Origin of the sequence: Halopenitus persicus, assembly GCF_002355635.1 — an archaeon.
Taxonomy (GTDB): Archaea; Halobacteriota; Halobacteria; order Halobacteriales; family Haloferacaceae; genus Halopenitus; species Halopenitus persicus_A.
In genome coordinates, this window is record NZ_AP017558.1 from 821,496 (window position 1) to 847,486 (window position 25,991).

21 protein-coding genes are annotated in these 25,991 nt (G+C 59.0%); 14 read left to right on the forward strand and 7 right to left on the reverse strand.

Features of this window, described 5'->3' with window-relative positions:
* The first annotated feature begins 8 nt into the window (after window positions 1–8).
* The gene (gene map, locus CPZ00_RS04020) at window positions 9–914 is read left to right on the forward strand and encodes a type II methionyl aminopeptidase (RefSeq protein WP_096389744.1); all 906 of its coding nucleotides are present in this window, start codon (window positions 9–11) and stop codon (window positions 912–914) included.
* 45 nt (window positions 915–959) lie between these two features.
* Here the strand turns inward: map and CPZ00_RS04025 are convergent, their stop codons facing one another.
* Complete coding sequence (locus tag CPZ00_RS04025) at window positions 960–1,160, reverse strand: DUF7835 family putative zinc beta-ribbon protein (protein WP_096389745.1); 201 nt, start codon at window positions 1,158–1,160, stop codon at window positions 960–962.
* A 147-nt stretch (window positions 1,161–1,307) separates the two neighbouring features.
* On the opposite strand from CPZ00_RS04025, the gene gatD reads away from it, so the two are divergent.
* Both gatD and CPZ00_RS04035 read left to right on the forward strand, forming a co-directional pair.
* A complete protein-coding gene (gatD, locus tag CPZ00_RS04030) occupies window positions 1,308–2,594 on the forward strand; it encodes a Glu-tRNA(Gln) amidotransferase subunit GatD (protein WP_096389746.1) in 1,287 nt (428 codons plus the stop codon).
* Window positions 2,595–2,649: 55 nt separating this feature from the next.
* Window positions 2,650–2,895 (forward strand): hypothetical protein, encoded by a 246-nt coding sequence (locus tag CPZ00_RS04035; protein ID WP_096391587.1) that lies wholly within the window; start codon window positions 2,650–2,652, stop codon window positions 2,893–2,895.
* 39 nt (window positions 2,896–2,934) lie between these two features.
* On the opposite strand, the gene CPZ00_RS04040 is transcribed toward CPZ00_RS04035, so the two are convergent.
* Together CPZ00_RS04040 and CPZ00_RS04045 are read right to left on the reverse strand one after the other, a co-directional pair.
* A complete protein-coding gene (locus CPZ00_RS04040) occupies window positions 2,935–3,384 on the reverse strand; it encodes a universal stress protein (RefSeq protein WP_096389747.1) in 450 nt (149 codons plus the stop codon).
* Window positions 3,385–3,436: 52 nt separating this feature from the next.
* The gene (locus CPZ00_RS04045) at window positions 3,437–3,838 is read right to left on the reverse strand and encodes a hypothetical protein (protein WP_096389748.1); all 402 of its coding nucleotides are present in this window, start codon (window positions 3,836–3,838) and stop codon (window positions 3,437–3,439) included.
* Between the two features lie 592 nt (window positions 3,839–4,430).
* On the opposite strand from CPZ00_RS04045, the gene CPZ00_RS04050 reads away from it, so the two are divergent.
* Window positions 4,431–5,792: an NAD-dependent succinate-semialdehyde dehydrogenase gene (locus tag CPZ00_RS04050; protein WP_096389749.1), complete on the forward strand. Its 1,362-nt coding sequence runs from the start codon at window positions 4,431–4,433 to the stop codon at window positions 5,790–5,792.
* 100 nt (window positions 5,793–5,892) lie between these two features.
* Here CPZ00_RS04050 and CPZ00_RS04055 read toward each other — a convergent pair whose 3' ends face one another.
* The 3 genes from CPZ00_RS04055 to CPZ00_RS04065 all read right to left on the reverse strand — a co-directional run bounded on the left by CPZ00_RS04055 (window position 5,893) and on the right by CPZ00_RS04065 (window position 9,644).
* Window positions 5,893–7,026 carry a phosphotriesterase family protein gene (locus CPZ00_RS04055; protein ID WP_096389750.1) on the reverse strand — a complete coding sequence of 378 codons (1,134 nt, stop codon included), beginning with the start codon at window positions 7,024–7,026 and terminating at the stop codon, window positions 5,893–5,895.
* A gap of 95 nt (window positions 7,027–7,121) precedes the next feature.
* Window positions 7,122–8,018, reverse strand: coding sequence for a dihydrodipicolinate synthase family protein (locus CPZ00_RS04060; RefSeq protein WP_096389751.1), 897 nt, complete (start codon window positions 8,016–8,018; stop codon window positions 7,122–7,124).
* A 117-nt stretch (window positions 8,019–8,135) separates the two neighbouring features.
* Window positions 8,136–9,644 (reverse strand): aldehyde dehydrogenase, encoded by a 1,509-nt coding sequence (locus CPZ00_RS04065; RefSeq protein ID WP_172861775.1) that lies wholly within the window; start codon window positions 9,642–9,644, stop codon window positions 8,136–8,138.
* A 497-nt stretch (window positions 9,645–10,141) separates the two neighbouring features.
* Between CPZ00_RS04065 and CPZ00_RS04070 the strand changes: the two genes are divergently transcribed.
* The 4 genes from CPZ00_RS04070 (at window position 10,142) to CPZ00_RS04080 (ending at window position 15,820) form a co-directional block, all read left to right on the forward strand.
* Entirely contained in the window at window positions 10,142–11,848 is a 1,707-nt protein-coding gene (locus tag CPZ00_RS04070; RefSeq protein WP_096389753.1) for a hypothetical protein, read from the forward strand.
* Complete coding sequence (locus tag CPZ00_RS15280) at window positions 11,845–12,798, forward strand: hypothetical protein (RefSeq protein WP_157744172.1); 954 nt, start codon at window positions 11,845–11,847, stop codon at window positions 12,796–12,798. Before CPZ00_RS04070 ends, CPZ00_RS15280 begins: the two co-directional genes overlap by 4 nt.
* A 385-nt stretch (window positions 12,799–13,183) precedes the next feature.
* Complete coding sequence (locus CPZ00_RS04075) at window positions 13,184–14,821, forward strand: BCCT family transporter (protein WP_157744173.1); 1,638 nt, start codon at window positions 13,184–13,186, stop codon at window positions 14,819–14,821.
* 420 nt (window positions 14,822–15,241) lie between these two features.
* Window positions 15,242–15,820: a cysteine hydrolase family protein gene (locus tag CPZ00_RS04080; RefSeq protein ID WP_096389755.1), complete on the forward strand. Its 579-nt coding sequence runs from the start codon at window positions 15,242–15,244 to the stop codon at window positions 15,818–15,820.
* A gap of 132 nt (window positions 15,821–15,952) precedes the next feature.
* On the opposite strand, the gene CPZ00_RS04085 is transcribed toward CPZ00_RS04080, so the two are convergent.
* Window positions 15,953–16,717 carry an IclR family transcriptional regulator gene (locus CPZ00_RS04085; protein WP_096389756.1) on the reverse strand — a complete coding sequence of 255 codons (765 nt, stop codon included), beginning with the start codon at window positions 16,715–16,717 and terminating at the stop codon, window positions 15,953–15,955.
* A gap of 484 nt (window positions 16,718–17,201) precedes the next feature.
* Between CPZ00_RS04085 and CPZ00_RS04090 the strand changes: the two genes are divergently transcribed.
* The 6 genes from CPZ00_RS04090 (at window position 17,202) to CPZ00_RS04115 (ending at window position 25,946) form a co-directional block, all read left to right on the forward strand.
* Window positions 17,202–17,996, forward strand: a complete 795-nt coding sequence (locus CPZ00_RS04090) for an IclR family transcriptional regulator (RefSeq protein WP_096389757.1) — start codon at window positions 17,202–17,204, stop codon at window positions 17,994–17,996.
* A gap of 299 nt (window positions 17,997–18,295) precedes the next feature.
* Complete coding sequence (locus CPZ00_RS04095; protein WP_096389758.1) at window positions 18,296–20,314, forward strand: hydantoinase/oxoprolinase family protein; 2,019 nt, start codon at window positions 18,296–18,298, stop codon at window positions 20,312–20,314.
* Window positions 20,311–21,270: a uroporphyrinogen decarboxylase family protein gene (locus CPZ00_RS04100; protein ID WP_096389759.1), complete on the forward strand. Its 960-nt coding sequence runs from the start codon at window positions 20,311–20,313 to the stop codon at window positions 21,268–21,270. The genes CPZ00_RS04095 and CPZ00_RS04100 overlap by 4 nt, the downstream gene beginning before the upstream one ends.
* Window positions 21,271–21,403: 133 nt before the next feature.
* Window positions 21,404–21,745, forward strand: coding sequence for an acetone carboxylase subunit gamma (locus tag CPZ00_RS04105; protein WP_096389760.1), 342 nt, complete (start codon window positions 21,404–21,406; stop codon window positions 21,743–21,745).
* Entirely contained in the window at window positions 21,742–23,889 is a 2,148-nt protein-coding gene (locus CPZ00_RS04110; RefSeq protein ID WP_096389761.1) for a hydantoinase/oxoprolinase family protein, read from the forward strand. The genes CPZ00_RS04105 and CPZ00_RS04110 overlap by 4 nt, the downstream gene beginning before the upstream one ends.
* Window positions 23,886–25,946, forward strand: coding sequence for a hydantoinase B/oxoprolinase family protein (locus CPZ00_RS04115; protein WP_096389762.1), 2,061 nt, complete (start codon window positions 23,886–23,888; stop codon window positions 25,944–25,946). The genes CPZ00_RS04110 and CPZ00_RS04115 overlap by 4 nt, the downstream gene beginning before the upstream one ends.
* Window positions 25,947–25,991: the final 45 nt, after the last annotated feature.

Sequence of the window (25,991 nt, forward strand, 5' to 3'; positions counted from 1 at the left end):
CGCGAGGTATGAGCGACGAGCCGTTCGATCCGGACGCGATCGAGAGCTACCGCGAGGCGGGAGCGATCCTCGCCGAGGCGATGAACGAGGCGCGGGGGATGGTCGAGCCCGGCACGACCCACCTCGAGATCGCCGAGTGGACCGAGGACTACGTCCGGGACCGGGGCGCCGGACTGGCGTTCCCCGTCAACATCAGCGTCGACGAGGAGGCCTCCCACGCGACGCCCGCCGCCGAGGACGAGACGACGATCGGCGAGGAGATGGTGTGTCTGGACGTCGGCGTCCACGTCGACGGCTACATCGCCGACGCCGCGGTGACGGTCGACCACACCGGCTCGACGGAGCTCGTCGAGGCGTCGGAGATGGCCCTCGAGGCCGCGATCGACGAGGCGGGCCCGGGCGTCCCGGTCGGCGAGATCGGCCAGGCGGTCGAGGACGTCATCCGCGGGTACGGCTACACGCCGGTCCTGAACCTCTCGGGCCACGGCGTCGAGCGGTACGACGCCCACACCGGCCCGAACGTCCCGAACCGCGGCGTCGACCGGTCGGTCACGCTCGAACCGGGTCAGGCGGTGGCGATCGAGCCCTTCGCGACGGACGGCCGCGGCAAGGTCGGCGAGGGGACGACCGAGGAGATCTTCGAGCTCGAGCGCGACCGAAGCGTCCGTGACCGCCGTTCCCGGCAGGCGCTGGAGGCGATCCGGGAGTTCGACGGACTCCCGTTCGCCGCCAGATGGCTCGACGTCGACGGCGTCGAGATGGCGCTGCGCCGGCTCAAACAGCGGGACGTGATCACGGGCTATCCCGTTCTCAAGGAGTCCGACGGGCAGCTCGTGAGCCAGGCCGAACACACGATCCTGGTCACCGACGACGGCGTCGAGGTCACGACCGCCGGCATCCACGGGTTCGATTGAGGCTGCCGCAGGTCGAACGACGTCCCGGGTGGACCCGTCGCCGCGTCAGACGTCGTTCATCCGGGTTGCGGTCTCTCGACCACAGCGCGTACAGACCGCAACGCGGTACGGCTCCCGGGAGAAGGCGGCGTTCTCAGGGTCCTCGCTTTCGGTTCGGATCTCGACGCGGACGCGGTGGTGGGTCTCCTCGCGACAATCGGCGCAGCGCTCGCGGTCGGCATCCGGATCGGCGGCGGGATTCGCCATACGGCTCCGCCTACTCGGGAGCTCCGCAAAAAGCCTCGCCTCCCGGCGGATTTCGATCGATCCCGACGGCGAGCGACGCGTCGATCGGCGCGACTCCGAGCGACGCGAACGGTTGGATTCAAGTCCGCGCCCTCGCAACCGGTGGGTATGAACCCAGGGGATCGCGTCCGCGTCGAACGGGCGGGCGTCACGAACGAGGGCGTGTTGATGCCCTCCACCACGGCCGAACACCTCGTGGTCAAGCTCGAGGGCGGGTACAACGTCGGCGTCGACCGCGAGTCGGCGTCGGTCGACGTCCTCGAGTCGGACGTCCACGCCGTCGACGACGAACCGGATCCCGAGGCCGGCGACGTCTCGGAGATCACCTTCGACGACGACCTGCCGACCATCTCGCTCATCTCGACCGGCGGGACGATCGCCTCGACGGTTGATTACCGGACCGGCGCGGTGACCGCCCGGTTCGACGCCGAGGACGTCCTCCGGGCCGTCCCCGATCTGGCCGGCCGGGCGAACTACCGCGGACGGGTGGTCGCCAACATCCTCTCGGAGAACATGGACCCCGACATCTGGCAGGAGCTCGCGTACGCCGTCCACGAGGAGATCGCGGCCGGGGCCGACGGCGTCGTCGTGATGCACGGCACCGACACGATGCAGTACTCCGCGGCCGCGCTGGCGTTCACCCTCGAGACGCCGGTCCCGGTCGTGTTCACCGGCAGCCAGCGCTCGGCGGACCGACCCTCCTCCGACAACGTGATGAACGCGGTCTGTGCGGTGGAAGCAGCCAAATCGGACTGCGCGGAGGTGCTCGTCTGCATGCACGCCGACGAGTCCGACGACGCGTGTGCGCTCCACCGCGGAACGCGCGTGCGCAAGAACCACACCTCCCGGCGGGACGCCTTCGAGACGGTCGGCGCGAAACCGCTCGGGGAGATCGACTACGAGGCCGCCACCGAGGCCGGGGCGGACGGCGCGGTCGCCGACGAGGCGATCACGGTCCGGCGCGAGCACGCGAGCCGCGGGGAGACGGCGCTCGACATCGCGCCCGACCTCGCGGACGGCGTCGAACTCGCCACCTTCGCCCCGGGAATGAGCCCGGCCGCCTGGGAGCACCTGGACGACGCGGCGGGAGTCGTGGTCGCGGGCACGGGACTGGGCCACGTTCATACCGACCTCATCCCCCGGATCGAGGCGCTCGTGGACGACGGAACGCCGGTCGTGATGACGAGCCAGTGTCTCGAGGGGCGCGTCTGCGACCGCGTCTACGACACCGGCCGTGACCTGATCGATGCGGGGATCATCGAGGGCGGCGATATGCTCCCCGAGACGGCGCTGGTGAAGCTGATGTGGGCGATCGCCAACACGGACGACGTTGCCGACACGATGCGAACGCCGCTGGCGGGCGAGCTCACCGCGGAGTCGCGGCCCTGGCGATGACCCGGTCCGAATGCGGTCGAGTTCGCGGGGAGCGCTGATGGATCCCATCGTCGCGATGGATCCCCTCGTCGTCGACCTCGCGACCGCCAGGTCGCTGCTGTATTACGGCGCCATCTACGGCGTCGTCCTCGCGGTCGCGGTCTGGATCTACCGGGACGCCCGCGAGCACGGAATCGGCTACCCGGCAGTCTGGGCGGTCGCGACGCTCGTCTTGACGATCGTGCCCGTGCTCGCGTACCTCTACGTCCGCAGTCGACAGCCCCTGGATCGGACGGCGGAACCGGTCGATCGGGACCCGTAGGGCGGCCCCAGCAGCAATCGACTCAGCCGTCCGTCGTCGTTACTCCTCCTCGGCGTCGGTCTCGACCCCGTTTCGCGGCAGCACGATGAGGGGGCGGTCGCTATCGGTTACGAGCTTCGTGCGGACGCTCCCCGAGAGGAAATCGAGGATCCGACCGCCCCCGCGCGATCGGAAGGCGATCGCGGTCGCGTCGTGCTCCGCGGCGGCGTCGTTGATCGTCTCCGCGACGTCGGTCCCGTAGTGGATCTCGGTCTCAAACGGGACGTCGTCGCCCTCTGCGAGGCCGCGCATCGCCTCGAAGGACTGCTCGGCGATCTCGCGTCGCTGCTCGACGCCGGCCTTGTCGATGCCGCCGCCGGCCTTCTCGATCACGTGGATCACGACGATCTCGGTGTCCGCGTCGAGGTACGCCGAGAGGGCGTCGTAGGTGCTGACGGCGTCGGCCTCGTTCGCGATCGGGACGAGAATGCGGTCCGTGAGGTCGGTCATACCGGTCCCTTCGACCGCGGGTGGTTTAAGCGTTGTATGGTCCGGCGGGGCGTCACACCTCGCTGACCCACACCCGGTAGTCGGCCTCGAGCTCGAAGACGGTCCGGAAGGCGCGCTCGAGGAAGCCCGCGATGCGGTTGGCGTCCGATCGCGCGGTGATCACGACGTTGGTCCCCTCGACCGACTCGGGGCTCTGCAGCTCGTCGATCCGGAACTCGGGATACTCTCCGATCAGGCCCTTCAGCCGCTCGAGCTCGGCGTCCGTGACGTCGAGGACGACCTCGGTTCCCGCCACCTGGATCCACGGCGGGACGTCGTCCTCGACGGTCGTAGTGTCGCTGTCGGGGTCGACGTCGAAGGTCGCCACCGGGCTCGACCGGTTGCGGTGGGCGGTCACCGCGTCGGCGAACAGCGTGCGCCGCTCCGTCTCCTCGGCGGCGTCGAATCGGGTCATACGAAACGGTTTCGCGGCGGGCCTAATAAGGCGGACGGTGAAAGCGAGTGGTATACCGAAAGACAGGCCCATAATAGAGATATAAAATAAACTATATGAATTCGATAATGGTATGAAAATTATATTTATTAGGAATAATCACAAATGAGTAGTTTTGTGACTTAAATCCGCCCGAGCTATCAATCGAATTCGTCGAGATCCAGGCCGGTTCATACAATGGAAATATGTTATGTATTCGTAGTATTGCGGTTAAAACATATGATCACGTGAATTAAAGAGGTATTAACCCCGATCTTCAGCCAGTTTTTTATATTAAATCCTCAAGCGATATGATGTCGATCCGAATTCAAGTTACACGAAAACACTGATGTGGGAAGAGATTCATATATTAAAACATAAAGTATCGAATAAACAATATAAAATGATAATTATCAGATTAAAAATCACAGCACGTTACTGCTCATTGACCCGCCTGTCAGTCAGAGGACCCAACCAACGTATACCAAAGATCTCGGCTGAATTCGTTCGCCAATGAATAAGCAATATTGTGCGCATAATAAAAGAATAAGTAGTCATAAGATCTCCTTGAGATATGGAAGCGGTTAACCCAGCGACTGGTGAGGTCATCGATTCGTATCAGGAAGGAATGGAGAGCGATATCGAGGCAGCCATTTCAGCATCCACTCACGCTTTCGACGAGTGGCGAAACACCTCGCTCCGTGAACGGCAGAAACTCCTCGCCAATGCGGCTGACGTACTTCGTGATCGCCAACGGGAGTTAGCGGAGCTGATGACGCGCGAAATGGGCAAACCGATCACGCAAGCGATGGGTGAGATCGAAAAGTGTGCGTGGGTGTGTGATCATTACGCCGAGTTCTCCAGTGCGTATTTGTCGGCGGATAGTCACCCGAGTCCACCCGGTACGACGGTGAAAACGCGATACGATCCGCTTGGGGTTGTATTGGCCGTAATGCCGTGGAACTACCCGTTTTGGCAGGTCTTTCGTTTCGCTGCACCGAGTCTGACCGCGGGAAACGTTGCACTCCTCAAACATGCCTCCAACGTTCCTGGATGTGCCCTCGCGATCGCGGACGTATTTCGTGAGGCGGGCTATCCGGAGGACGTCTTCCAAACGCTGCTCATCCCATCGGACCGCGTAGAGACCGTGCTGAAGGACGATCGTGTTCGTGCCGCAACGCTTACTGGAAGTGGACCGGCAGGTCGAGCGGTCGCATCTACCGCTGGCGAGTCCTTGAAAAAAACCGTGCTTGAGCTCGGAGGAAGCGATCCGTTCATCGTGCTCGACGATGCTGATCTCGATGACGCAGCAGAAACCGGGGCCTGGGCTCGGAATATGAACGGTGGCCAGTCCTGTATCGCGGCAAAGCGATTCATCGTTCACGAAGCCGTTTACGATGCGTTCCTTGAAAAGCTCGAATCCCGTATTGAATCACTCGTGATTGGGGACCCGATGGATGAGGAGACCGAAATCGGCCCGCAGGCAAGTCAGCATTTGATGGAGGATCTCCATCAGCAAGTCGAGGAGAGCGTGTCTGCAGGTGCAAATCTACTCACGGGAGGCCAACCCCTTGATCGGGATGGCGCGTTCTATCCACCCACGATCCTAACCGATATTCCTGCCGAGTGTCCCGCGGATTCAGAGGAGCTATTCGGGCCGGTCGCATCCGTATTTAAAGTCACGAACGAGCAGGAAGCCGTCGCGAAGGCAAACGAAACTCGATTCGGCCTCGGTGCGTCGATATGGACCGAGGATCGTGGCCGAGGTGAACGGATAGCCGCCGAAGTAGATGCCGGCTGTACCTACATCAATCAACTCACCAAATCCGATCCACGTGTTCCCTTTGGCGGGGTGAAGGACTCGGGGTATGGTCGTGAGCTTTCCGAGGCGGGTATCAAGGAATTCGTCAACCGCAAGACGGTGTGGGTAGAATAGACGCCGCCGGCGGAAATCGGCGGTGGCGTAATTCGCCTAGTATGACTTTACTGAATCAGCTACAGTCGTATGTAACAGTCGAAGCTCCAGGATAACGACTTCATTCGGGATCGGCGAAAGTTAACATTCGTTTTGGGTTCTCGACGAGAATTCGTTCGACAGCACTTTCCGAAATTCCGAATTCTCTGCCCGGTTCATCGATCAACAACAACGGAACCACGTCATTAACGATGTGGAAGTATCCTCGTCCACCGTATTTGGCCAGCTGTGACTTTCGGTGCCGATCGTGTGAAAAGAGGATATGTGATGCATAGCCTTCAGCAACGAGTTCGGAGATCCATTCCGCTCGATGGAGGTTGGACGGACGCGCATAGTCGCGTTCGATCCAGTCTACGGTGAAGTTCCGTTCTGCTCCCCATTCGTCATACGCGATGAACCCACCTCGATCGGCTATCTTCTTTTGATACTCGAGTCCGGTCCCCTCAAAAAATGCACGGTCCATATGATCGATCACGACACGCTCAGCCGGCAACCCTTCGTCTTCGAGAATGTCGAGTATCTTCAGGCCCCACCTCGAAGAAGGATACGTACCATCACGCCGATGGCTCTTCCCGTTCGGATGTACCGTCACGGGGGCACCAGTATCGAGGGCTGCGCGCGCGCCGGCTCGTAGTACTTTTTCTTCATCCTCGTGGATCTCACCGGAGACGCCGAGCTCCCCGATGATTCCAGCACGCACGTCCGTTGAGCCGATTCCGGAGCGAACATCGCTAACGAATTCTTCCCTGATTTCGTCAATGGTTTTCGTAGATAGCTCCGGCGGATGGCTCGCTTGCGTATAGTATGCCGTCCCATGGATGAGGTTCACTCCAGTTTCCCGCATCACTGCGCGTACCGCCTCGGGATCGCGTCCGAAATGTTTCGGCGTGACGTCGACTATGGAGTCTCCGCCGTGCCGATAGTACTTTGAGATCTCCTCGATGGCATCATCGAGCGAATCCAGAAATAGTTGTTCAGGTGCCATATGGAATCCGCCGCCTTGTTGTACAAACCATCGATTCTCAAGGGCTAGCGGCTCCCTCGAGCGCCGCTGATCGATCGGCGATTCGAACTCGACCTTGTCGGATGTAACCGAAAGGTCGGTAAACAGGTGTTCGTGTGCCATCGTTATCCCGAGTGAATCGGGATCGATCCGACCGTCTACAGTGACGATGCTACCAGCATCCTGCCTCATACTAGCGAGATTAGTGACATCACATATCAACCTATTGGTAGCGGAAGATCTGTGCAGAATCGAGTTTCGATATGTAGTCGAACTGGATCAACCGATTAGGAAGTGATCCCCTCCAGTGAGGGAATCTTCTCTCGCGCGAGCCACCGTTCGATCGCGGCACATCCCTCGTCACTAACCGGCGAATATGGAGGTCGAGGAGTACCGATCGGAACGCCGGAAAGGTTCGTTGCAGCTTTGACTGCAGACATCAGCCCGACGTCCACCTCTGCCGGCGGGAAATCGACGAAGGATCGCTGTGCTTCGGTTGCAGCTTCTAGCTCCTCGTTTTTGAACGCTTCGTACACCCTCATTGCCGGACTACTGGCCGGAGCGGGAATTACCGCACCCTGACCTCCAGCAGCCAATACGGGCAACAGGACATCCATCGTTCCGAATACTGACGCCAATCCTGCGTTATCGATGTTCTCAATGAGCCACGCGATCTTCTTCCAGTTGCGGGACGTTTCTTTGATATACTCGACGTTCTCATACCGAGCAATCCGTCGCATCGTCTCGGTGGAGAGATCGACGGTGACCGATGGGTTGTTGTACAACAAGATCGGTAGATCCGTTGCTTCCGAAATGGATTCGTAGTACCGTTCTATGGCGGCATCACTCGGGGGGAGTCCCCACGGCGGCATCGCGAGGATACCGTCAGCACCAATCGATTCCGCGTGTGCCGTGAGCTCGATAGCGACGCTCGTTGAGGGATGGGAGACGCCGGCCAGAACCGGACGCTCATCGGACGCGTCGATCGTAGCTTCGATCAGGTCCTTCCGCTCGGACACCGTCAACGCAACCGTTTCTTGTACACCGGTTCCCGCGGCGATGAGGCCGTGGCACCCACATAATTGCGTGAATGCAACCGACTTCGGAACCAGATCCGTCTTGACGACACCATCCTCGATCGGAGTTAACACTGGCGAGAGGATCCCACTGATCGTGTCTTCCATTACGATCCCACATTTAGAGGAATGATATATAATATTATCGGATACCACGATAACGAACACGAGACGAACCACCCGAGCCGTCGATTTCACCAATCAATTCGATCCGATCACAACAGCTTACGTGTCCATATTGAAGGGATCGGAAACCTCCCCAGCGAGATCAATCCAGACGCTCTTCGTCTGAAGGTATTCATCGAGACCCTGTTGACCTTGTTCCCTTCCAAGGCCGCTGTCTTTGTATCCACCCAACGGAGAGCGGTAAGACATCACGCGGTATTCGTTAATGCAGACGGTGCCAGCATCGATCGCGTCGGCCAACCGGTGGGCTCGACGAATGTCTTCCGTCCACACGCCAGCGGCGAGGCCGTAATCAGTGTCGTTCGCTAACTGGACGGCTTCCTCCTCATCCGAGAATCGGATAACGGATGCCACGGGTCCGAAGATCTCCTCCTGAGCAACCCTCATTTCGCTGTCGACATCCGTAAGAATGGTCGGTTCAATGAAGAGGTCGCCGGCGAGTCTCTGCGGTTGGCTGCCACCGAACGCGATCTCTGCCCCCTCCGAACGGCCGAGATCGATATATTCCTTGACCTTCTTCCATTGGTCCGAGAATGCGATCGGGCCCATCTCCGTTTCAGGATCCAAGGGGTCACCGAGTTTGATCTCGCTCGTCCGTGAAACGAACCGTTCGATGAACTCATCATAAATCTCCTCGGAGACAAGGACGCGCGAGCCGGCAACACACGTCTGTCCACTTGCTGCAAATATCCCTTTGATAACCCCGTTCACAGCGTTATCCAGGTTTGCGTCAGCGAAGACGATGTTGGGACTTTTTCCACCGAGCTCAAGCGAAACCGGAACGAGCCGATCACCAGCCGTTTGGCCGATCTGTCGCCCGACTGCGGTACTCCCGGTAAACGAGAGTTTGTTGACGCTGTCGTGTTCGGTCAACGCTTTCCCCGTGCTTGCGGCGCCCGTAATAACGTTGTACGCACCCTTTGGCAGGTCCGTCTCCTCATAGATGAGTTCGGCAAACCGAAGGGCGCTTACGGGAGTCTGTTCGCTAGGTTTGTGAACGAACGTGTTACCTGCCGCGAGTGCCGGAGCCAGTTTGAGACTTAGTAACAGCAACGGGGAGTTCCAAGGGGTGATCGCTCCAACGACACCGTAGGGTTCCCGTTTGGTATAATTGAACATCTGGCCGTTTTTGTTCTCCACTGGAATCGTTTTGCCCTCAAGCGTATCACAGAGACTCCCATAGTACCGGTACCACTCACCGAGTCCTTCGATCTGTGCCTCCATCTCGCGAATGAGTTTTCCGTTCTGGAGGGTCTCGAGACGTCCGAGCTCTTCGTAGTGTTGATCGAGGACGTCCGCAATTTGGTGGAGAATATCCCGTCGGGTGCTCGGAAGCGTATCCTTCCACGTATTCTCAAACGTATTTCGTGCCGTCTTGACTGCGGCATCAACGTCCTCGGCATCGGCTTGTGGAACCGTTGCCCACCGTTCACCAGTATATGGAAACGTGACGGATATTCGGTCCTCGGAGACGGCTTCGCGGTACTCACCATCGATGAGTACGTCGTACTCATTCACACTATCAACAACAGCGTTGGAATCTGGCATACGAACGAATCTTTCTTGTATGGGCTTATTAATATTGGCACTTTTCAATTCATAGACTAAAATCGGTTCGTAAACACACCCGGATACCCGATATGCAGATCACGGAAACGGTTCTCCATAGGATGGCGACTCCCAGAGTAGTTCGGTGTCAACGAACAGAGATCACGGAGAAACAAAATTACAGAAGTAACCTTGTAATGGATAGTGAGAGCATACGGAAGAAGAGGGCTATGCGGATTCGAGCGTAGGACAGAATGGCCGATGACAGCGAAACCCGCAGATGCAACAGCGTTCGTCAACACCGAACAAATGGGCGTCGACGATTGCCATCGATAAGTTGCAAGATAATTCGAGACCGTTTTTACGCGAATGAGGCAAAACGTTCGGTAACAACGAACTAGATCAGCTATGTGTTTCGTCATAAGGATCGGAGCCAACCCACAGCCCGGAGCACATCTGGGAAAGATATATATAATGAGATGAAGAAACGTCGATCGATGGTTCGAGACGAGCAACCCTACCGAATGGATTCATTACGGGATCCGTCAGAACTGATGCAGCCGGAGCGTCTGGGTGCCCTTCAGCAAACGCCCCTGAGCTTTACCCGCATTCTGATCAAACGAATGGTCGAAGAGGAATGGAACATCGAACTTCAGGAGATCTCAGTCGACGAAAACGGAAACGGACGGGCTAGATACAGCATTACGACACCAACTCACGAGTTCGCATTCCCGATCTATTCTCAAAAGATCAGTGAGGAGAAGAAGACGGATCGAATCACCGCGGACACCTGGGATATGTGGGGATTCCTTTGTGAAGGTGATCCGGATCCGGAATTCGTGGACTGGCAGTTTGAGGAGCTACCGAACGTCCGAACGGGACGAGCGACTCCTGACGATGTACTAATTTGGACACGGGCGAACCGGAGTTCCAGGTTCTTCGGTCACATCGTTGAATCACTGGAGGAAGGCCACCAACCCGACATCGACTTCCTAGCAAAAGGCGGCTACCTGATCCGCTCCTCCGGATACTATGGGAACGGATTGAATGGAACGAGGGCTTTCGCAGCGTTAGGGGATGATCATCCGCTCAATGAGCCGTATTTGGCTCAAATGCTCGCCGCCTATATGTGGCGGATCTTCGGCTACGACCTTGCGGATGCCATTGCAAAGGAGCGAAGCGACGATGCTGCTGACCTAGATTACGAAATTCGAAAGTATCTCGGAACAGGCAACTCATCCGGAATGGGAGTCGCGATTTTTGCGGTTAATCACCCCAAACTGATCCACACGTGGATGCGCACGAGGGAGATCGCGGTCGCACGCGTGAAGACCATTACGCCAACCAACGACGAGATTCGGAAGTTGGTCGATGTGCTGCACAGAGCAGAAGTGTGGTTCGCTGAGGACGAGAGCGACTCAAAGGAGTTTTTCTTGGCGAAATCAAGGATATCCGACGGCCTAAACAGCATCAGAAAAAAGGTGGAGCGTACCAGTCACGTCGACTCCTGGAAGGAACTCACTCGGTGGGCGGATCAGACGTTCGAACCGGAAACCAACGAAGTACTCTATTCTCTGCTGTTGGACGTCCATCCAACCGTGTGTGAGGGGCTTCAGGACGCACTCATCACATCGGAGAAATGTGATATTCAACCTGAGATGACCGTCGAACGCCTTCGGAACATCATCAATACGGACTATGCCTGGGCGCTCGATATCGACATGTCCGCACCGGGAGCCAACGATATCTTCTGGTACCGTTCGGTCAAGGGTGAGGAGCCCCGGTTAGGAAGAAAGGGCGAAAGTACTGCCGAAGAGTACGCTCTTCCCGTAGATATCGCGCTTCAAGTACAACAGCTCGTCGAGGCTTTACAAACGTTTGATGCGTCGACGACCGTCGCTGAGGTGCTTCTCGACCATCCCGAACACAGGTATATCATCGAACGTATTCAGTCGGTGCACGGACTGGCATACGCCGAAATCCGGGGCAATGTACTGGATTCCGACTTCATCCCGCTCCACTTGGTTGCTCTCGTCAAGTCGTTTTGGGGAATTCAGAAGGCACATCCGGCTAACAAAGGATGGGTTAAAGGGACCTTCTTTCAGGGGGCACCACTACCAGAGGACATCCGAAACGGACAGCACTCCTACTGGCTCTATCCGCCAAGACCAAGCCAAAAGACGAGTTCCGAGGTGACACAATGAGATTGAGTTCACGAGAGGTGTTCCAGCTTGCGGACCGCTGTCTCGCCTCGGCTGGCCTTTCGAGAGGCGTCTCGAAGACGAACGCGGAATCAGTTTGGTGGACAGAACTGTACAAAGAACGTGGGCTCACCTCGCTTCACAAGATCATCAACGAAACAGCCGAGTTAGATCAAGGGCGTATTTCGATCGAACGGCAAAGCTCGAACTTCGCCATACTCAATGAAGGCGGTCAGCCGTGTATCGTGTCAAGCACGCCGGCGCTAGATCTCAGCTGTTCGAAAGCGAAGGAATCGGGACTGGGGATTACGTACATTCCGTTCACGGAGCAGGACAGTAGCTTTGCCACGATCGGACATACTGCGTATAACGCCGCAAGTCGCGGGCTCATCTCCATCGTGCTGACGAACTCCCCGGACGGATCGAGAAGCTTCCTCGCAGTCCCTGGTGAAGAGCAGCCGATAGTTGCAGAGACGAAACTGCAAGGGCCGTCCGAAAGCTATCGAAAACTCCGGAGCATCATCACGAACGGGATATATGATCGACGTCATAGCCCATTAGTGCAGGCCTTTTTCGATCAGAGCCAACACACCGACCCGACAACAACGGACGCGGATACGCTTCAGCGACTGTTGGCGGGTGCAATACGGCCAGCTTCGGGAAATAATGATGACTCCGAATCAGGGTTCGTCACGATCTGTTATAGCCCGACGCACCCGCAAAACGCCACGGGAATGCAGCGAGTGGCACACGAGTTCGTGAGGGAAAATACGGATCAATTGACGACCGTATATGAGCCCCCAACGATCAACGAAAAGAGGCGGAAATTGATTAACGAGGGAGTTGTGATTGAGAGGGACGTCTGGGAGGACCTATTCGAATGGAGCAATGGTATATTTTCGCCGGACTCCGTCGGTTCGGAAACCGGTGCTGGTCCCGGTTTGGAACGGTGAGAATCGTTGTGTCGTAGTGAATAGTGATGCGACCTGCCGATCTCACGGGGGTGGGAGAATTAGCTCGAACCACCGATCTTACAGTGTGGATCAACGCCAGTGATGCTCAAACATAACGCGCCCGTCCGGATAAAAGACTAATCTGCAGTACTGGCAAATTTCGTGCGCAGTAATGAAGCGATAGTTGGGAGATGCCGTACGAGTGCTGAAGTGGTACTAACATGTCTCTGAGATTATTTCAATGGTCACCCCCCAATACTATCGAACCGATGTGTGATTCCGTGTAGTCGTAACTCAACATCGATTCACCACGGTATAATGTGGTGAGCTACCCTTGGATTCTGGGATAATTATTTATACCTCCACTATATATGTGGAGGTGCGGATGGTTAGCACAACATACGCACTTGGGTTAGAGAATAGCACTAGATCAGAGAAAGTGGTGTTTATATTATCTGCTAGCTTTTCACTTGCACTGGCGATAGGAGGCATCCTTTATCCGGAGATCGTTAGACAAACGTTGTCAGATCTGTTCAATTATGTCGTGACGTATTTCAATTGGTGGTTTATAGCTCTGAGCCTCATTCTCGTTATATTTTTTGTGGGGCTGATGATTTCGAAATATGGCCGTCTCCGGTTGGGTGGGGAAGAAGCGGACGTTGAGTTCGGTTGGTTCTCTTGGCTTTCGATGATCTTCACAGTCGGTTATTCGAGTTCGGTGTTATTCTATGGTGTTGCAGAACCGATTGCTATTGTTAACAACCCACCAGATACACTACCAACCTATGGAGAACCAATTGAGGTCGTTGCCCTATCATATATGTTCATACATGATATTATGCCTGGCCTCATTGCCTGGTATCTTCCGTTTGGAATCGCATTTGGGCTGATCGCCTGGGGTAAGGGAACTTGGAAGATCAGTACGTTACTCGAACCAATTCTCGATCGAGATCGATATAGCACCGTCTTCTCTATTGTGGATCTACTCACACTTATTGCGATCGTTGGTGGAGTTGCTACTGGACTAGGATTCATAAGTAGCCAGATATCGTCCATCATAGGGATGGTGTATGGGATTCATTCGCAACTTCTAATAACATTAGTTTTCATTGCTATCGCTCTGATATTCTTACTAGATGTGATGGCTGGCCTGGAAAACGGCATTCGAAACGCCGCTCGACTGGCCGTCATTATGAACACGTTGCTAATTGGTATTCTGGTCGTCGTTGGACCGAAATTATTCATCGCCGAGCTAGGGCTCGATGCAACGGGTTTTTGGCTGAATAATATGCCGCGTCTGATGACATACACCGGGTCGACAAGCACGAGTCTCTGGTCAAACTATTGGACTGGCTTCTGGTGGGCTTGGTGGGCCGCTTGGGGGATCTTCGTGGGTAGCTTCGTTGCACGAGTTTCAAAAGGTAGAACGATCCGCGAAGTCTTCCTGGGGTTAGGCATTGCACCGACCGTATTCTTACTGATCCAGCACTCCGTCCTTGCGGGATGGGCGTTGCATCCGAACTACATTAATGAAATCACAGCAGCGTATCTAGAACAGGGGCAAGCTGCAGCACTAAGTACCCTCATTACAGTCGCACCCTATTCTAATCTCATCGGTGTCTTAGTCTTAATCGCGTTTGTGAGTTATATACTTACGTCTCTTGATTCAGCCGTCTATATGCTTGCAGCAATTAACACGGGTGAGCAAGAACCAAATCAACGGAACCGTGCCGTCTGGGGAGTCCTCCTGATCAGTATTGGAATTATGACGACCTATCTCGGAGGTGGAGCAGGTGTCTTACAGTCCTTGTCTACATCACTTGCACTACCATTCACGGTGCTATACCTAGTCGTGTTGGTTAGCATCTATGTGGTAGTGAAAAATAGATACCATAATAATTATGTTACTATTAGTGATTTGCTCGATCAAAGAAAGGCTACCGTCGAACCAGTACAGTCTGAAGGAGGGCGGAAGGATCAACCGAAACCAGTTGCTGATGGTGAAGGTGGAGAATCAAAATAGCGCTCCGAAATTTCACTAGACGGAACAACTACCACTCCGTTATTTCGTAGAAAAAGACGAGTTTTTTATATCTTCACAATTACGTATCATTACTCCTTTCACCGTCGCGAAGACTCGCTACCGCGTCGAGGCTAAAACCACTTCCTCGAAAGGATAAAGTACGATATTTCCGGCGGCTACTTGACCAACTCAAAGAAATGGAACATACGGATGACCTCTAGGTTACCAGGAAAGCGTCGTCAGTCTAGAGGTTCTTGCGGTGGCCGCGGTCACGATACCAAGCCTTCCACGATGCACTCCGCGAATACGGTATCTAATCGAGGATCAAACCCGTAAATCGTTCCGGATATGCACGTAAGCACCTCCACAATATTCTTATACTTCCAATAGCCTTATCAGATACTAATTTAATTATGTGATATGCGCTTTGACCCGACAAAGACTGCCCTTGTGGTAGTGGATATGCAGAATGGATTCGCCAAACCAGATGGGTGTCTGTATGATGCTTCAAGCAACAACGCGATCGATAACATATCTGAATTAATAGAACTAATGCGGGAGGCCAATGCCGAAATCATCTTTACTCGAGACATCCATCCACCAGAACAGTTCAAGCAATCATATTCCTATGATGAATCCACCCGTTGGGGAGACTATATTGTAGAGAACAGTTGGGACGCAAACATAGTCGATGAATTCGAGATACACGACGACGATCATATCGTCGATAAATACACGTATGATGCTTTCAACGAGACTGGATTGGAGGCCTTCCTATCAACACACGGTCTTACTGACTTAATTTTCTGTGGTACTCAAGCAAGTATTTGCGTACTCCATACCGCAAGAAGCGCCGCGCTTCTTGATTTCCGATCCGTTATCGTATCCGATGCAGTCGGCTACAGATCGACGAAATGGCGGGATTTTGCATTAGAACATTTTAGCCTCGCATTCGGGGAAACAATCACTCGTGAGAGTGTTGCATTCACTCAACAATAACTTAATTACGTCGTGAAAATCCGATCTAATGATGATTTGATGTTTTCGGCGTCTTAATCGTGTATTCAATAATATGATTGAGTGACATTAATTATAAATAATTCACACAAATTGTATTGCTGAGTCAAGGATCTAATAAACCAAATTTAATCCGATGTCATCGGCAGCTGCACGCAACCGATCCAATAACTCCCCCTCACAGCGCTCCTTATCGACCCGATAAGCCGGACCGGCAACTGCGAGTGCCCCCCGAACCGTGTCTTGAGAAATGAGAGGCACAGCGACGGCGTTCATTTCTCGAATGCCTTCCCCGAGGTTCAATGCGTATCCCTGGTCGCGAGCTTGGTTCAGCTCCTCCGTGAGTTCTTCAGGGTCGGTGATCGAGTTTTCCGTTTGTTTTGGTAGACCAGATTCCTCAATGATTTCAGTCGTCTTCTCATCCGGAAGGTGAGCAAGAATAACCTTCCCGCCGGAGTTCACGTGCATATGCTCCCATGATCCAATAAGCGCATTCACGTTGATTTCGTCATTGGGATCGCGACCGTCCAAGTACATCAATCGACCATTTTCGTGGGTCATTAACCAAGAGGATTCACCGGTGTCCGCCGCAATTTGGTTGAGGACGGGAAAGGCAGCCGAATAAACATCTCGTTCGATACGTGTGTATTGACCATACCTAAACAGTTCTAAGCCGAGGTGGTATTTTCCGTTGCGTTTTACAATAAAGCCGTGAGACTGCATTGTTTTTAGATGGCTATGAACCGAACTCTTTGCTAAATTCAATTTGTTTGCTAGTGTAGTAACGCCGATACCGTTTGCGTCACGTACCTCCTCGATGATCGCTAAGAGCGTCTCATCGGACTTCACCAGACGATCGGTAGTTGAATCCGAATTCATATATTATTCATGACTATGGAACGTACTAACAGTTACGAGAATCCCCCTAATAAATATATGAAATAATATATTTTACGTATCAAACAGGAATAGTATATGAATATAGGTCGTTTCGTTGGATCTCCCCACGATCCGTAGTAGCATTCATCGCGGGGAATAGGACTCGAATCCGAACTAGTGATGGTGACTATTCTCAGATCACCTATATAAACATCATAATTATAAACTGTGTATTGATATTATATGACAACGAACTTATGAGACAAAGTCGTTTAGAACTGCTGCGGAGATCACGCGAGATCCGAACAAAAACGCGGATGATCGAACACCAACTGATCCGATCCAAGTTCTCCAAGTTTCACAACGCATATTTATGTCAGATGGATTTGGAGAACGGCGGTAGCAGGTATGTTTCGGCGATCGCTCCGAACTATGAATATTTGGTAATGACAAAGACTAAGCGTCTCGAGAGAGATGCGGTACCATGGCACGGGACGCCGGAAAACGAACCATCCAATCGGTCGATCGGGGATGTGAGCTCCTGGAGGCCCTCCGCCGGAACGGGCCGTCGACGATCTCGGAGCTGGCGTCCGACTCGGAGCTGTCGGCGGGCAGCGTCCACACGTACCTCTCGACGCTGCGGGACCACGGTTTCGTGGACAAGGACGGAACGGAGTACCGGCTCGGCTCGATGTTCATTCCCTTCGGCATTCGAGCCCGGAACCGATCGACGCTGTACGCGGCCTCGAGGACGATCATCCAGGAACTCGCGCTCGAAACGGGCGGTTGCGTTCACCTGCAGACCGAGTACGATAACCGGCTCCTCATCCTGGAGGAGGTATACGGGGAGAACGCCATCGGCAAGGACTTCCACATCGAGAAACGTGGCCGGCTCCAGCGACACGTCAACTGTACTGCGGGCGGAAAGTCCATACTCGCGTATCTGCCCGAGTCGCGGGTCCACGAGATCCTCGACGATCATGGGCTCCCCTCGCGGACCTCCCGGACGATCACGGACCGGGAGCGGCTGCTGGAGGAGCTGGAGACGGTTCGGGACCGCGGCTACGCGCTCAACGACCAGGAACACATGCCGGGCATCCGAGCGGTGGGCGCCCCCATCCTGCACGACGAGGACGGGACAGTGCTCGGGGCCGTCAGCGTCTCGGGGTCGGCCGCGAGCTGGACCGGCGACCGGTTCGAGCGGACGCTCCCCGCGGCGGTCACGGAGGCGGCCAACGACATCGAGATACGGATCCATTCACGGGAGCGCGAGGTGTGAACTCACCGCCTGCCCGATCGGTTTCGGATTCGTCAATGTGAAATCCGGAGACGCTGTCGCGACCACTCGGCCGTGACGACGTCAAACTGACACGTATATAGCTGTAATATCCCTGCCGATCGGAACCAAAGAAGCGGCGACGTGCCGCCCTCGTCGAGGTCGTTTGGCAATGACAAACTCCGGGGCGCCGTCGAAACGCCGTCCGGACTCCACGAGCCGGTGGTCGGGGGCGGCGATCGAGTGTTCAGTGTTGACTCCCCCAAAATATTTATATAGATAGTGTACAATGGGTCGGTCGCATGGTAGAGGATGACTATTACGTGAGCATCGATACCGGCGGGACCTTCACCGACGGCTACGTGTCGTCTCCGGACGGATCGACGACGGTCAAGGTCCCGACGACGGACCACGACCTCACGGTGTGTTTCCGCAACTGCATCGACAAGGCGGCGGCCAAGCTCGACAAGCCGACCGAGGAGTTCCTCGTCGACACGGACGTCATCCGGTTCTCGACGACGATCGGGACGAACACGATCATCGAACGGTCGGGCCCGAAGATCGGGCTCATCGCGACCGCCGGCGAGGAGGACGACCTGTTCAGCGCCGAGGACGCGGACGAGGGACTGATCGCGGGCGATGACCTCGTGATCGGCGTCGAGGAGCGGACCGACGCGGACGGCGAGGTGGTCGACCCCGTCGACGCCGACGAGGTACAGGCGGCCGCCAAGACCCTGATGAACAGGGGCGCGAAGCTCCTGCTCATCAGCTTCGCCAACTCGTTTCACGACGAGACGAACGAGGAGCGGGCGCGCACGGTCATCGAGACCGAGTATCCGCCCCACTACCTCGGTCCCAACCAGGTGCTGACCGCCAACGAGGTCAGCAGCCGGCCGGGATATCGAACGCGAACGTACACGGCCCTGGTCAACGCGTACGTGCACCGGCCGATGGCCCGGTCGCTTTATAAGGCGGAGGACGACGCCCGAAACAGCGGCTACTCGAACCCGCTGCTCATCGGCCAGTCCACCGGCGGCGTCGCCGGCGTCTCCAAGACCGTCGCGTTACACACCTACAACTCCGGCCCGGTCGCGGGGGTGCTCGGGGCCGACGCGTTCCGGGAGCTGTACGACCTGGACTCGGTGATGAGCGCCGACATGGGCGGCACGAGCATCGACCTGGGAACGATCGTCGACGGCGAGCTCGAGCGAAACCTTCTGCCGGAGGTCGCGGACATGCCGGTCCACGTCCCGATGATCGACGTCCACACGGCGGGCGCCGGCGGCGGAAGCGTCGCCTCGGTGAGCGACGGGGAGCTCTCGGTCGGCCCCGAAAGCGCCGGCGCGGAGCCGGGCCCGGCGTGTTACGACCTCGGCGGATTCCAGCCGACGACGACGGACGCGGACGTCGCGCTGGGCTACATCGACCCGGACTACTTCCTCGGCGGGGACCAGCAGCTCAACGCGGACCGGGCCGAGGAGGCGCTCGAACGGCAGGTCGCCGACCCGCTCGGCGTCTCGGTCGCGGAGGCCGCGCTCCAGGTCAGACGGCGCGTCGATCGGAACATCGCCGACAGCATCGAATCGCAGCTGGCCGAGCGCGGCGAGGACCCGGCGGACGTCACCCTGATCGCCTACGGGGGCGCGGGGCCGACCCACTGCTGTACCTTCGCCGAGGCGGCCGGCATCAACCGCGTCATCACCGCCCCCGCGGCGGCCGAGTTCAGCGCCTTCGGCGGAGCGACCCTGGACGTCGAACACCGCTACTCGGAGGCGCTCGGCGAAACCGTCGTGGGCGACGTCCCCTCCGTCGACGAGAAGGCGTTCGATCGAACCGTCGAGCGGCTGGAGGCGGAGGCGATCCAGGACATGGCCGGGGAGGGGTTCGACGCGGACGACGTCGCGCTCCAAACGTCGATCCTGGCGCGTCTCGGCGACGAGACCCGCGAGGTCGACGTGCCGTCCCGGCTCGCGGGACCGGACGATCTGGCCCCCGTGATCGACGCGTTCGACGCGGACCCGGAGGACGAGATCGACCTCGACACGCTGGTGTTGACCGCCGTCGGGCCCGTCGCCACCGAGGACCTGGACCGCCACGATCTCGGGGACGCCGACCCCGGCGACGCCCGAAAGGGGTCCCGCGAGGCGTACTGGCCCGTCGACGGCTGGGTCGAAACCGACGTCTACCAGCGTGAGGACCTCGCGCCCGGCAACGTCGTCGAGGGACGAGCACTGATCGAGGCGACCGACACGACCTACGTCGTCCCGGACGGCTGGACGTACACGATCGACGAATACGCAAACGGGATCATCGAACGATGAGCTTCGGATCGCCGCCGGCCGTCGACTACCTGGACGGGCTCTCGACGGAGCAGCCGTTCGTGCCCCTCGTCGACACGCTGGCGGCGGAGATCAACCAGGTTCCCCACGAGGTGTACCACCGGGACGCGACGCAGTCGGCGAACGGCCGGCAGCGCGCACAGCGGCTGTTCGAACACGACGCGGTGGCGACCACCCTCGACCGGACGCTGCTGTGTGACGTCCTCGACGCCGCCGTCGAGTGGAGCGACGAGGCCGACCGGTTCGTCGTCGAATCGGTCTCCGGGAGCGGCGAGCTGAGCGCGCCGACCGACGTGGCTGCCGCAGGACGCGTTCCCACGGTCCTCGACGTAACGGAGCGGCTCGCCGCGACCCTCGACGACGTCGCGGTCGTCGGCGGGCTCCCCGGCCCGGTGGCGACGTTCAACGAGCTGCTGGCGGACGCACGCCTCGACGCGAACCCGGAGACGACCGCGCTGATCCGCGAGGTCTTCGGCGACGTGGCGCGGGCGTACGGCCGAGCTGGCGTCGACGCGTTCCTCGTGACCGAGTTCGCCACGGGGGCCCAGTCGCCGGCCGCCGTCGTCGAGACGGACGTCGGGGCGCTGGAGATGCTCGGAAACATCGCCGAGTTCTTCGGCGTTCCCGTGGCGTTCGTGCCGGAGGGATACGACGTTGACGTCGCGGCCGAGATCGCCGAGCGGACGCCGATCGACGGCGTCCTGCTGGACAGCAGCGATCCCGCGACGCTGGCCGACCGGTTCCCCGACCTTCGCGTCGGCGGCGGGATCACCCCCGAGCTGCTCGCGGAGTCGACCGACGAGATCGAGTCCACGATCGAGGCCCGCTTCGAGGCCGCGCCGAGCGCGGTGTTCCCCGCCAGCGGAACCGAGATCCTGCCGGAAACGCACCCGAGCAAGCTCAAGGCCGTCTCACGGGCCGTGGGGGCGACGACGTGAGAGACGCAAGAGAAACGATGACAGGACACACCCACACACCGAACGCGACCGACGGAACCGCATCGATCGGCCGAACCGAACGGCCACCCGAACCGACCGACGCAGTCGAGCACGACCGACGGAGTGAGACCAGATGAGCACGACGAAACGGATCACGGAATATCTGGAGATCGACCTCGAGGACCGGACGTGGACCTGCACCGAGTGTGCCGAGACCATCGCGCCGGCCGACGAGAACTACAAACGCGGCTGCCTGGTGCGCGAACGCCATCCGCACGAGGTCCACCGACCACTGATCGAGGACGCGGACTACTCGTTCGCGCCGGACCCCGACTGGGTGCGGATCGTGGAGTTCTATTGCCCGGGCTGCGGGACGATGGTCGAAAACGAGTACCTCCCGCCGGGACACCCGATCACCCACGACACCGAGCTGGACGTGGACGCGCTGGCGGAAGAGCACGGAGGGTCGCAATGACGACGCGGATCAACATCGACGCGGGCGGGACGTTCACCGACTGCTTCACCCTCCACGACGGCGAGGCGGTCTCGGCGAAGACGCCGACGACCGAACACGACATGTCGGAGTGTTTCTTCCAGGGGATCCGCAAGTGTGCGTCCCAGCTCGACGTCGGCCTCGACGACCTCATCGCCGACGTGGACTCGATCCGGTACTCCACGACGACCGCGATGAACCGGCTGATCGAGCGGAAGGGCCCAAAGCTCGGGCTGCTCACCACGGCCGGCGTGCAGGACTACCCGCAGATCGGTCGCGGCCCGCGCTGGGCGGACGGGCTCACCGACAGCGAGCAGCGGAACATCTCCGACGCGAAGAAGCCGGAGTACCTCGTCCCCGACTCCCGAACCAAGGGGATCCGCGAGCGCGTCGACAGCGAGGGGGCCGTGCTTCGACCGCTCGACGAGGAGCATGCCCGCGAGCAGATCCGCGACCTCGTCGACCGGGGCGCGCGGGCGATCGTCGTCAACCTGCTGTGGTCCTACGAGTACCCCGAACACGAACAGCGGATCCGGGAGCTCGTCCGCGAGGAGTATCCGCCCTCGTACCTCGGGAGCATCCCCGTGTTCCTCTCCTCGGAGGTGATGCCGACCAAACAGGAGTACGAGCGGACCAACACGACGCTGCTCGACGCCTACCTCTCGGAGCTGATGCAGGAGCACATCGCCGACATCAAGGAGCGGCTGGAGGCGTACGGCTACGAGGGGGACGTCCAGATGCTGCACAACACCGGCGGCATGGCCGAGTCCTACAAGACGACCGCCGTCGAGACATTCAACGGCGGCCCCGTCGCCGGGCTGAAGGGCGGCGAGTACCTCTGTGACGTGCTCGGCTACGACAAGGCGGTCGTGACCGACATGGGCGGCACGAGCTTCGACATCGGCATCCTCACCCAGGGCGGCGTTCAGTCCTACGAGTTCGAGCCCATCATCGACCGCTGGCGCGTCTCGGGGACGATGATCGAGTCGAAGTCGATCGGCGCGGGCGGCGGGTCGATCGCCTCCGTCAACGACGAGCTCGGCGGCCGGCTGGAGGTCGGTCCCGAGAGCGCCGGCGCGGACCCCGGTCCGGCCTGTTACAACCGGGGCGGCACGAAGCCGACCGTCACCGACGCGGACGTGGTGCTCGGGTTCATCGACCCCGAGAAGTTCTACGCCGGCAACCAGCGGCTGGCAGTGGACCGCGCCGAGGAGGCGATCGAGACCCACGTCGCCGACCCGGCGGGGATGTCTGTCTCCGAGGCCGCACGCAACATCCGCCGGATCGCCGACGGCAACATGGGCAACACGGTCCGCAAGGAGACGATGCTTCGGGGCCACGACCCGCGGGAGTTCATCCTCTACAGCTTCGGCGGGGCCGGTCCCCTCCACGCCGCCTCCTACTCGTCGTACCTCGACATCGACACCGTCGTGACGACGCCGTACTCGCCGGTCTTCTGCGCGATGGGGTCGGCGACGATGGACACGCTGCACATCTACGAGCAGTCCAACTCGATGTACCTGCGCGAGTCGGGCGAGGAGGCCACGTACGCGACCGACTACGAGTCGTTCAACGAGACCGTCGCGGACCTGCAGGCGAAGGGCCGACGCGACATCGAGAGCGAGGGCTACGACCCCGACGACATCACCTACGAGCTCGAGCTCGACATGCGGTTCGGCGGACAGATCCACGTCGCCCGCGTTCGCTCGCCCCGGATCGAGATCCACGACGAGGCCGACGTCGAGGCGATCTGTGACCACTTCATCGACCAGTACACGGACCGGTTCTCCTCGTACTCGGTGACGCCGAGCCACGGCATCACCGTCGAGAACTTCGCGCTGAAGTCCCGCGTCGAGAGCTCGGACATCGACCTGCCGACCACGGCGGTCGGCGAACACGATCCGGCGGAGGCCCGGGCAGGCACTCGGGACGTCCACTGGGAGTCGAGCGACGGGACCGTCTCGACCCCGGTCTTCGAATACGGCGACGTCCGTCCGGGAATGGAGATCCGGGGCCCGGCGGTCGTCGACGCGGACTACACGACGACCGCGGTCCCCGACGGCTGGACGTACCGAATGGACGACTACCGAAACGGAATCCTGGAAACGAACGGAGCAACCCAATGACTGTCAACCGCGACCAACTGATCGACTGGCTCGACCTGGAGGAACCGACCGACGAGGAGCTGGCCTGCATGGACGACCTCGGCCACGGCGACTACGAGATCTACTCGGAGCGTCTCCGGCTCATCCTCGACGAGGGCGTCGACGTCTTCGTGCGGTCTGGCGTCTCCCAGTTCATCGCCGCCCGCGACCTGGCGGTGGCGATCTACACGCCACAGGGGGATCTCATCGATTCGGCGGCGGGTGCGTACCTGCACGTCGTCACGGGGATCCCGCCGCTGAAGTACGTCATTAACAACTTCGCCGACGACGAGACCGTCGGCGTCGAGCCGGGCGACGTCTTCTACGCGAACGACGCGCTCTACGGCGGCATCCACAACCCGGACCAGATCGCCTTCATGCCGATCTTCCACGAGGGGGAGATCATGGCGTGGGTCTCCGCGGCGGTGCACACGACCGAGACCGGCGCGATCGAGCCCGGCGGGATGCCCATCTCGGCACGAACGCGCCACGACGAGGGGATGAAGCTCTCGCCGATCAAGATCGGGGAGGACTACCAGCTCAAGACCGACATGCTCGAGATGCAGAAGAACTTCATCTCGCGGGCGCCCCGGATGCACGAGATCGACCTCCGGGCGCGGCTGACGACCTGCGACCGGGTCAGACGCCGGGTGAAGGACCTCATCATCGAGAAGCAGGGGCCCGATTTCTTCAAGGGGCTCATTCGCCGGAACATCGAGGAGTCCCGGCAGGGCGCAAAGGAGCGGGTCGACTCCTGGAACGACGGGACCTTCCGGACGGTCCACTTCGCCGACTCCGTGGGATACGAGGACGGCCTCTGGCGTCTCAACGCGACGATGGAGAAGGAGGGACCGGAGATATCCATCGACTACACCGGGACCTCACCGGAGAACGACGGCGCGTTCAACTCCCAGCCGGTCGCCTCGATCGCCCACACGGCGAACTACCTGTTCAGCGTTCCCTTCCACGACCTGCCGAAGAGCAACGGGACCTACGACCTGATCGACTTCGAGATCCCGAAGGGGTCGGTCCTGTATCCGGACGCCGAGGCGTCGACCGTCCAGGCCGTGATGGTCAACCAGGTGGTGATGGACTCGACCACGACGCTGTTCTCGCGGTCGATGTACGACGACGAGACCGAGAACGAACACGTCACGGCACCGATGGCAAACACCGGCGCCGGATACGCCTTCGGGGCGGTGAGCCAGCACGGGGAGCCGGTCGCCGACCTGATGTCGCACGCGCTGAACACCGACGGCACGGGCGGACAGGCCCGGCGGGACGGCGAGGACGAGGCGATCTTCCCGTGGTGTCCGTTCGGGCACGCCTCGAACATGGAGTTCGTCGAGAACGAGTATCCGTTCACCCACCAGTACTTCCGGCACGGAACCGACTCGTGTGGGCACGGAAAACACCGCGGCGGGATCGGGATGCAGCTGGCGTACATGCAACACCACGTGCCCGCGGTCGAGTGGCTCTCGATCTGTCACAACTCGAAGCTCGTGACCGGCCAGGGGCTGTTCGGCGGGTATCCGCCCCGCACCATCCCCGGCCTCACCGTCACCGACTCGGACCTGAAGGAGCGGATGGCGAACGGGGAGTACGTCCCGGACGACATGATCGAACTCCTCCAGGAGCAGCCGCTCGACGCCGACTACAACGTTACCAGCCACGTCCGGGAGTCCCAGCCCTACGAGAACGGCGACCTGTTCATCGGCCACTCCGGCGGCGGCTGCGGCTACGGTGACGCGCTCGAGCGCGATCCGGAGGCCGTGATGGACGACATCGAGGCCGACCGCGTCTCCCACTGGGCCGCCGAGAACATCTACGAGATCGAATACGACGAGGAGTCGCTGACCGTCGACGAGGAGGCGACCGAGAAGCGCCGCGAGCGCTACCGGGAGCAGCGCCTCGAGGAGGCGGTCCCGTTCGAGGAGTTCGAGGACGAGTGGTCCGAGAAACGCCCGCCGGCGGAGATCCTCGAGCACTACGGCAGCTGGCCCGAGGCGGAGAAGGAAGGCCCCGTGCTCCGGATGTGACGACCGGAGGCTGGTACGCCAACCAACAGACCATATTTCACACGT

Bases quoted from the DNA above. Each gene is read 5' to 3' on its own strand.
- CPZ00_RS04080 (WP_096389755.1), top strand. From the start codon at position 15,242: ATGCGCTTTGACCCGACAAAGACTGCCCTTGTGGTAGTGGATATGCAG.
- CPZ00_RS04055 (WP_096389750.1), bottom strand. From the start codon at position 7,026: ATGAGGCAGGATGCTGGTAGCATCGTCACTGTAGACGGTCGGATCGAT.
- CPZ00_RS04105 (WP_096389760.1), top strand. From the start codon at position 21,404: ATGAGCACGACGAAACGGATCACGGAATATCTGGAGATCGACCTCGAG.
- CPZ00_RS04110 (WP_096389761.1), top strand. From the start codon at position 21,742: ATGACGACGCGGATCAACATCGACGCGGGCGGGACGTTCACCGACTGC.
- CPZ00_RS04045 (WP_096389748.1), bottom strand. From the start codon at position 3,838: ATGACCCGATTCGACGCCGCCGAGGAGACGGAGCGGCGCACGCTGTTC.
- map (WP_096389744.1), top strand. From the start codon at position 9: ATGAGCGACGAGCCGTTCGATCCGGACGCGATCGAGAGCTACCGCGAG.
- CPZ00_RS15280 (WP_157744172.1), top strand. From the start codon at position 11,845: ATGAGATTGAGTTCACGAGAGGTGTTCCAGCTTGCGGACCGCTGTCTC.
- CPZ00_RS04095 (WP_096389758.1), top strand. From the start codon at position 18,296: ATGGTAGAGGATGACTATTACGTGAGCATCGATACCGGCGGGACCTTC.
- CPZ00_RS04100 (WP_096389759.1), top strand. From the start codon at position 20,311: ATGAGCTTCGGATCGCCGCCGGCCGTCGACTACCTGGACGGGCTCTCG.
- CPZ00_RS04025 (WP_096389745.1), bottom strand. From the start codon at position 1,160: ATGGCGAATCCCGCCGCCGATCCGGATGCCGACCGCGAGCGCTGCGCC.
- CPZ00_RS04040 (WP_096389747.1), bottom strand. From the start codon at position 3,384: ATGACCGACCTCACGGACCGCATTCTCGTCCCGATCGCGAACGAGGCC.
- CPZ00_RS04115 (WP_096389762.1), top strand. From the start codon at position 23,886: ATGACTGTCAACCGCGACCAACTGATCGACTGGCTCGACCTGGAGGAA.
- CPZ00_RS04035 (WP_096391587.1), top strand. From the start codon at position 2,650: ATGGATCCCCTCGTCGTCGACCTCGCGACCGCCAGGTCGCTGCTGTAT.
- CPZ00_RS04090 (WP_096389757.1), top strand. From the start codon at position 17,202: ATGGCACGGGACGCCGGAAAACGAACCATCCAATCGGTCGATCGGGGA.
- CPZ00_RS04060 (WP_096389751.1), bottom strand. From the start codon at position 8,018: ATGGAAGACACGATCAGTGGGATCCTCTCGCCAGTGTTAACTCCGATC.
- CPZ00_RS04085 (WP_096389756.1), bottom strand. From the start codon at position 16,717: ATGAATTCGGATTCAACTACCGATCGTCTGGTGAAGTCCGATGAGACG.
- CPZ00_RS04050 (WP_096389749.1), top strand. From the start codon at position 4,431: ATGGAAGCGGTTAACCCAGCGACTGGTGAGGTCATCGATTCGTATCAG.
- CPZ00_RS04070 (WP_096389753.1), top strand. From the start codon at position 10,142: ATGGTTCGAGACGAGCAACCCTACCGAATGGATTCATTACGGGATCCG.
- CPZ00_RS04075 (WP_157744173.1), top strand. From the start codon at position 13,184: ATGGTTAGCACAACATACGCACTTGGGTTAGAGAATAGCACTAGATCA.
- gatD (WP_096389746.1), top strand. From the start codon at position 1,308: ATGAACCCAGGGGATCGCGTCCGCGTCGAACGGGCGGGCGTCACGAAC.
- CPZ00_RS04065 (WP_172861775.1), bottom strand. From the start codon at position 9,644: ATGCCAGATTCCAACGCTGTTGTTGATAGTGTGAATGAGTACGACGTA.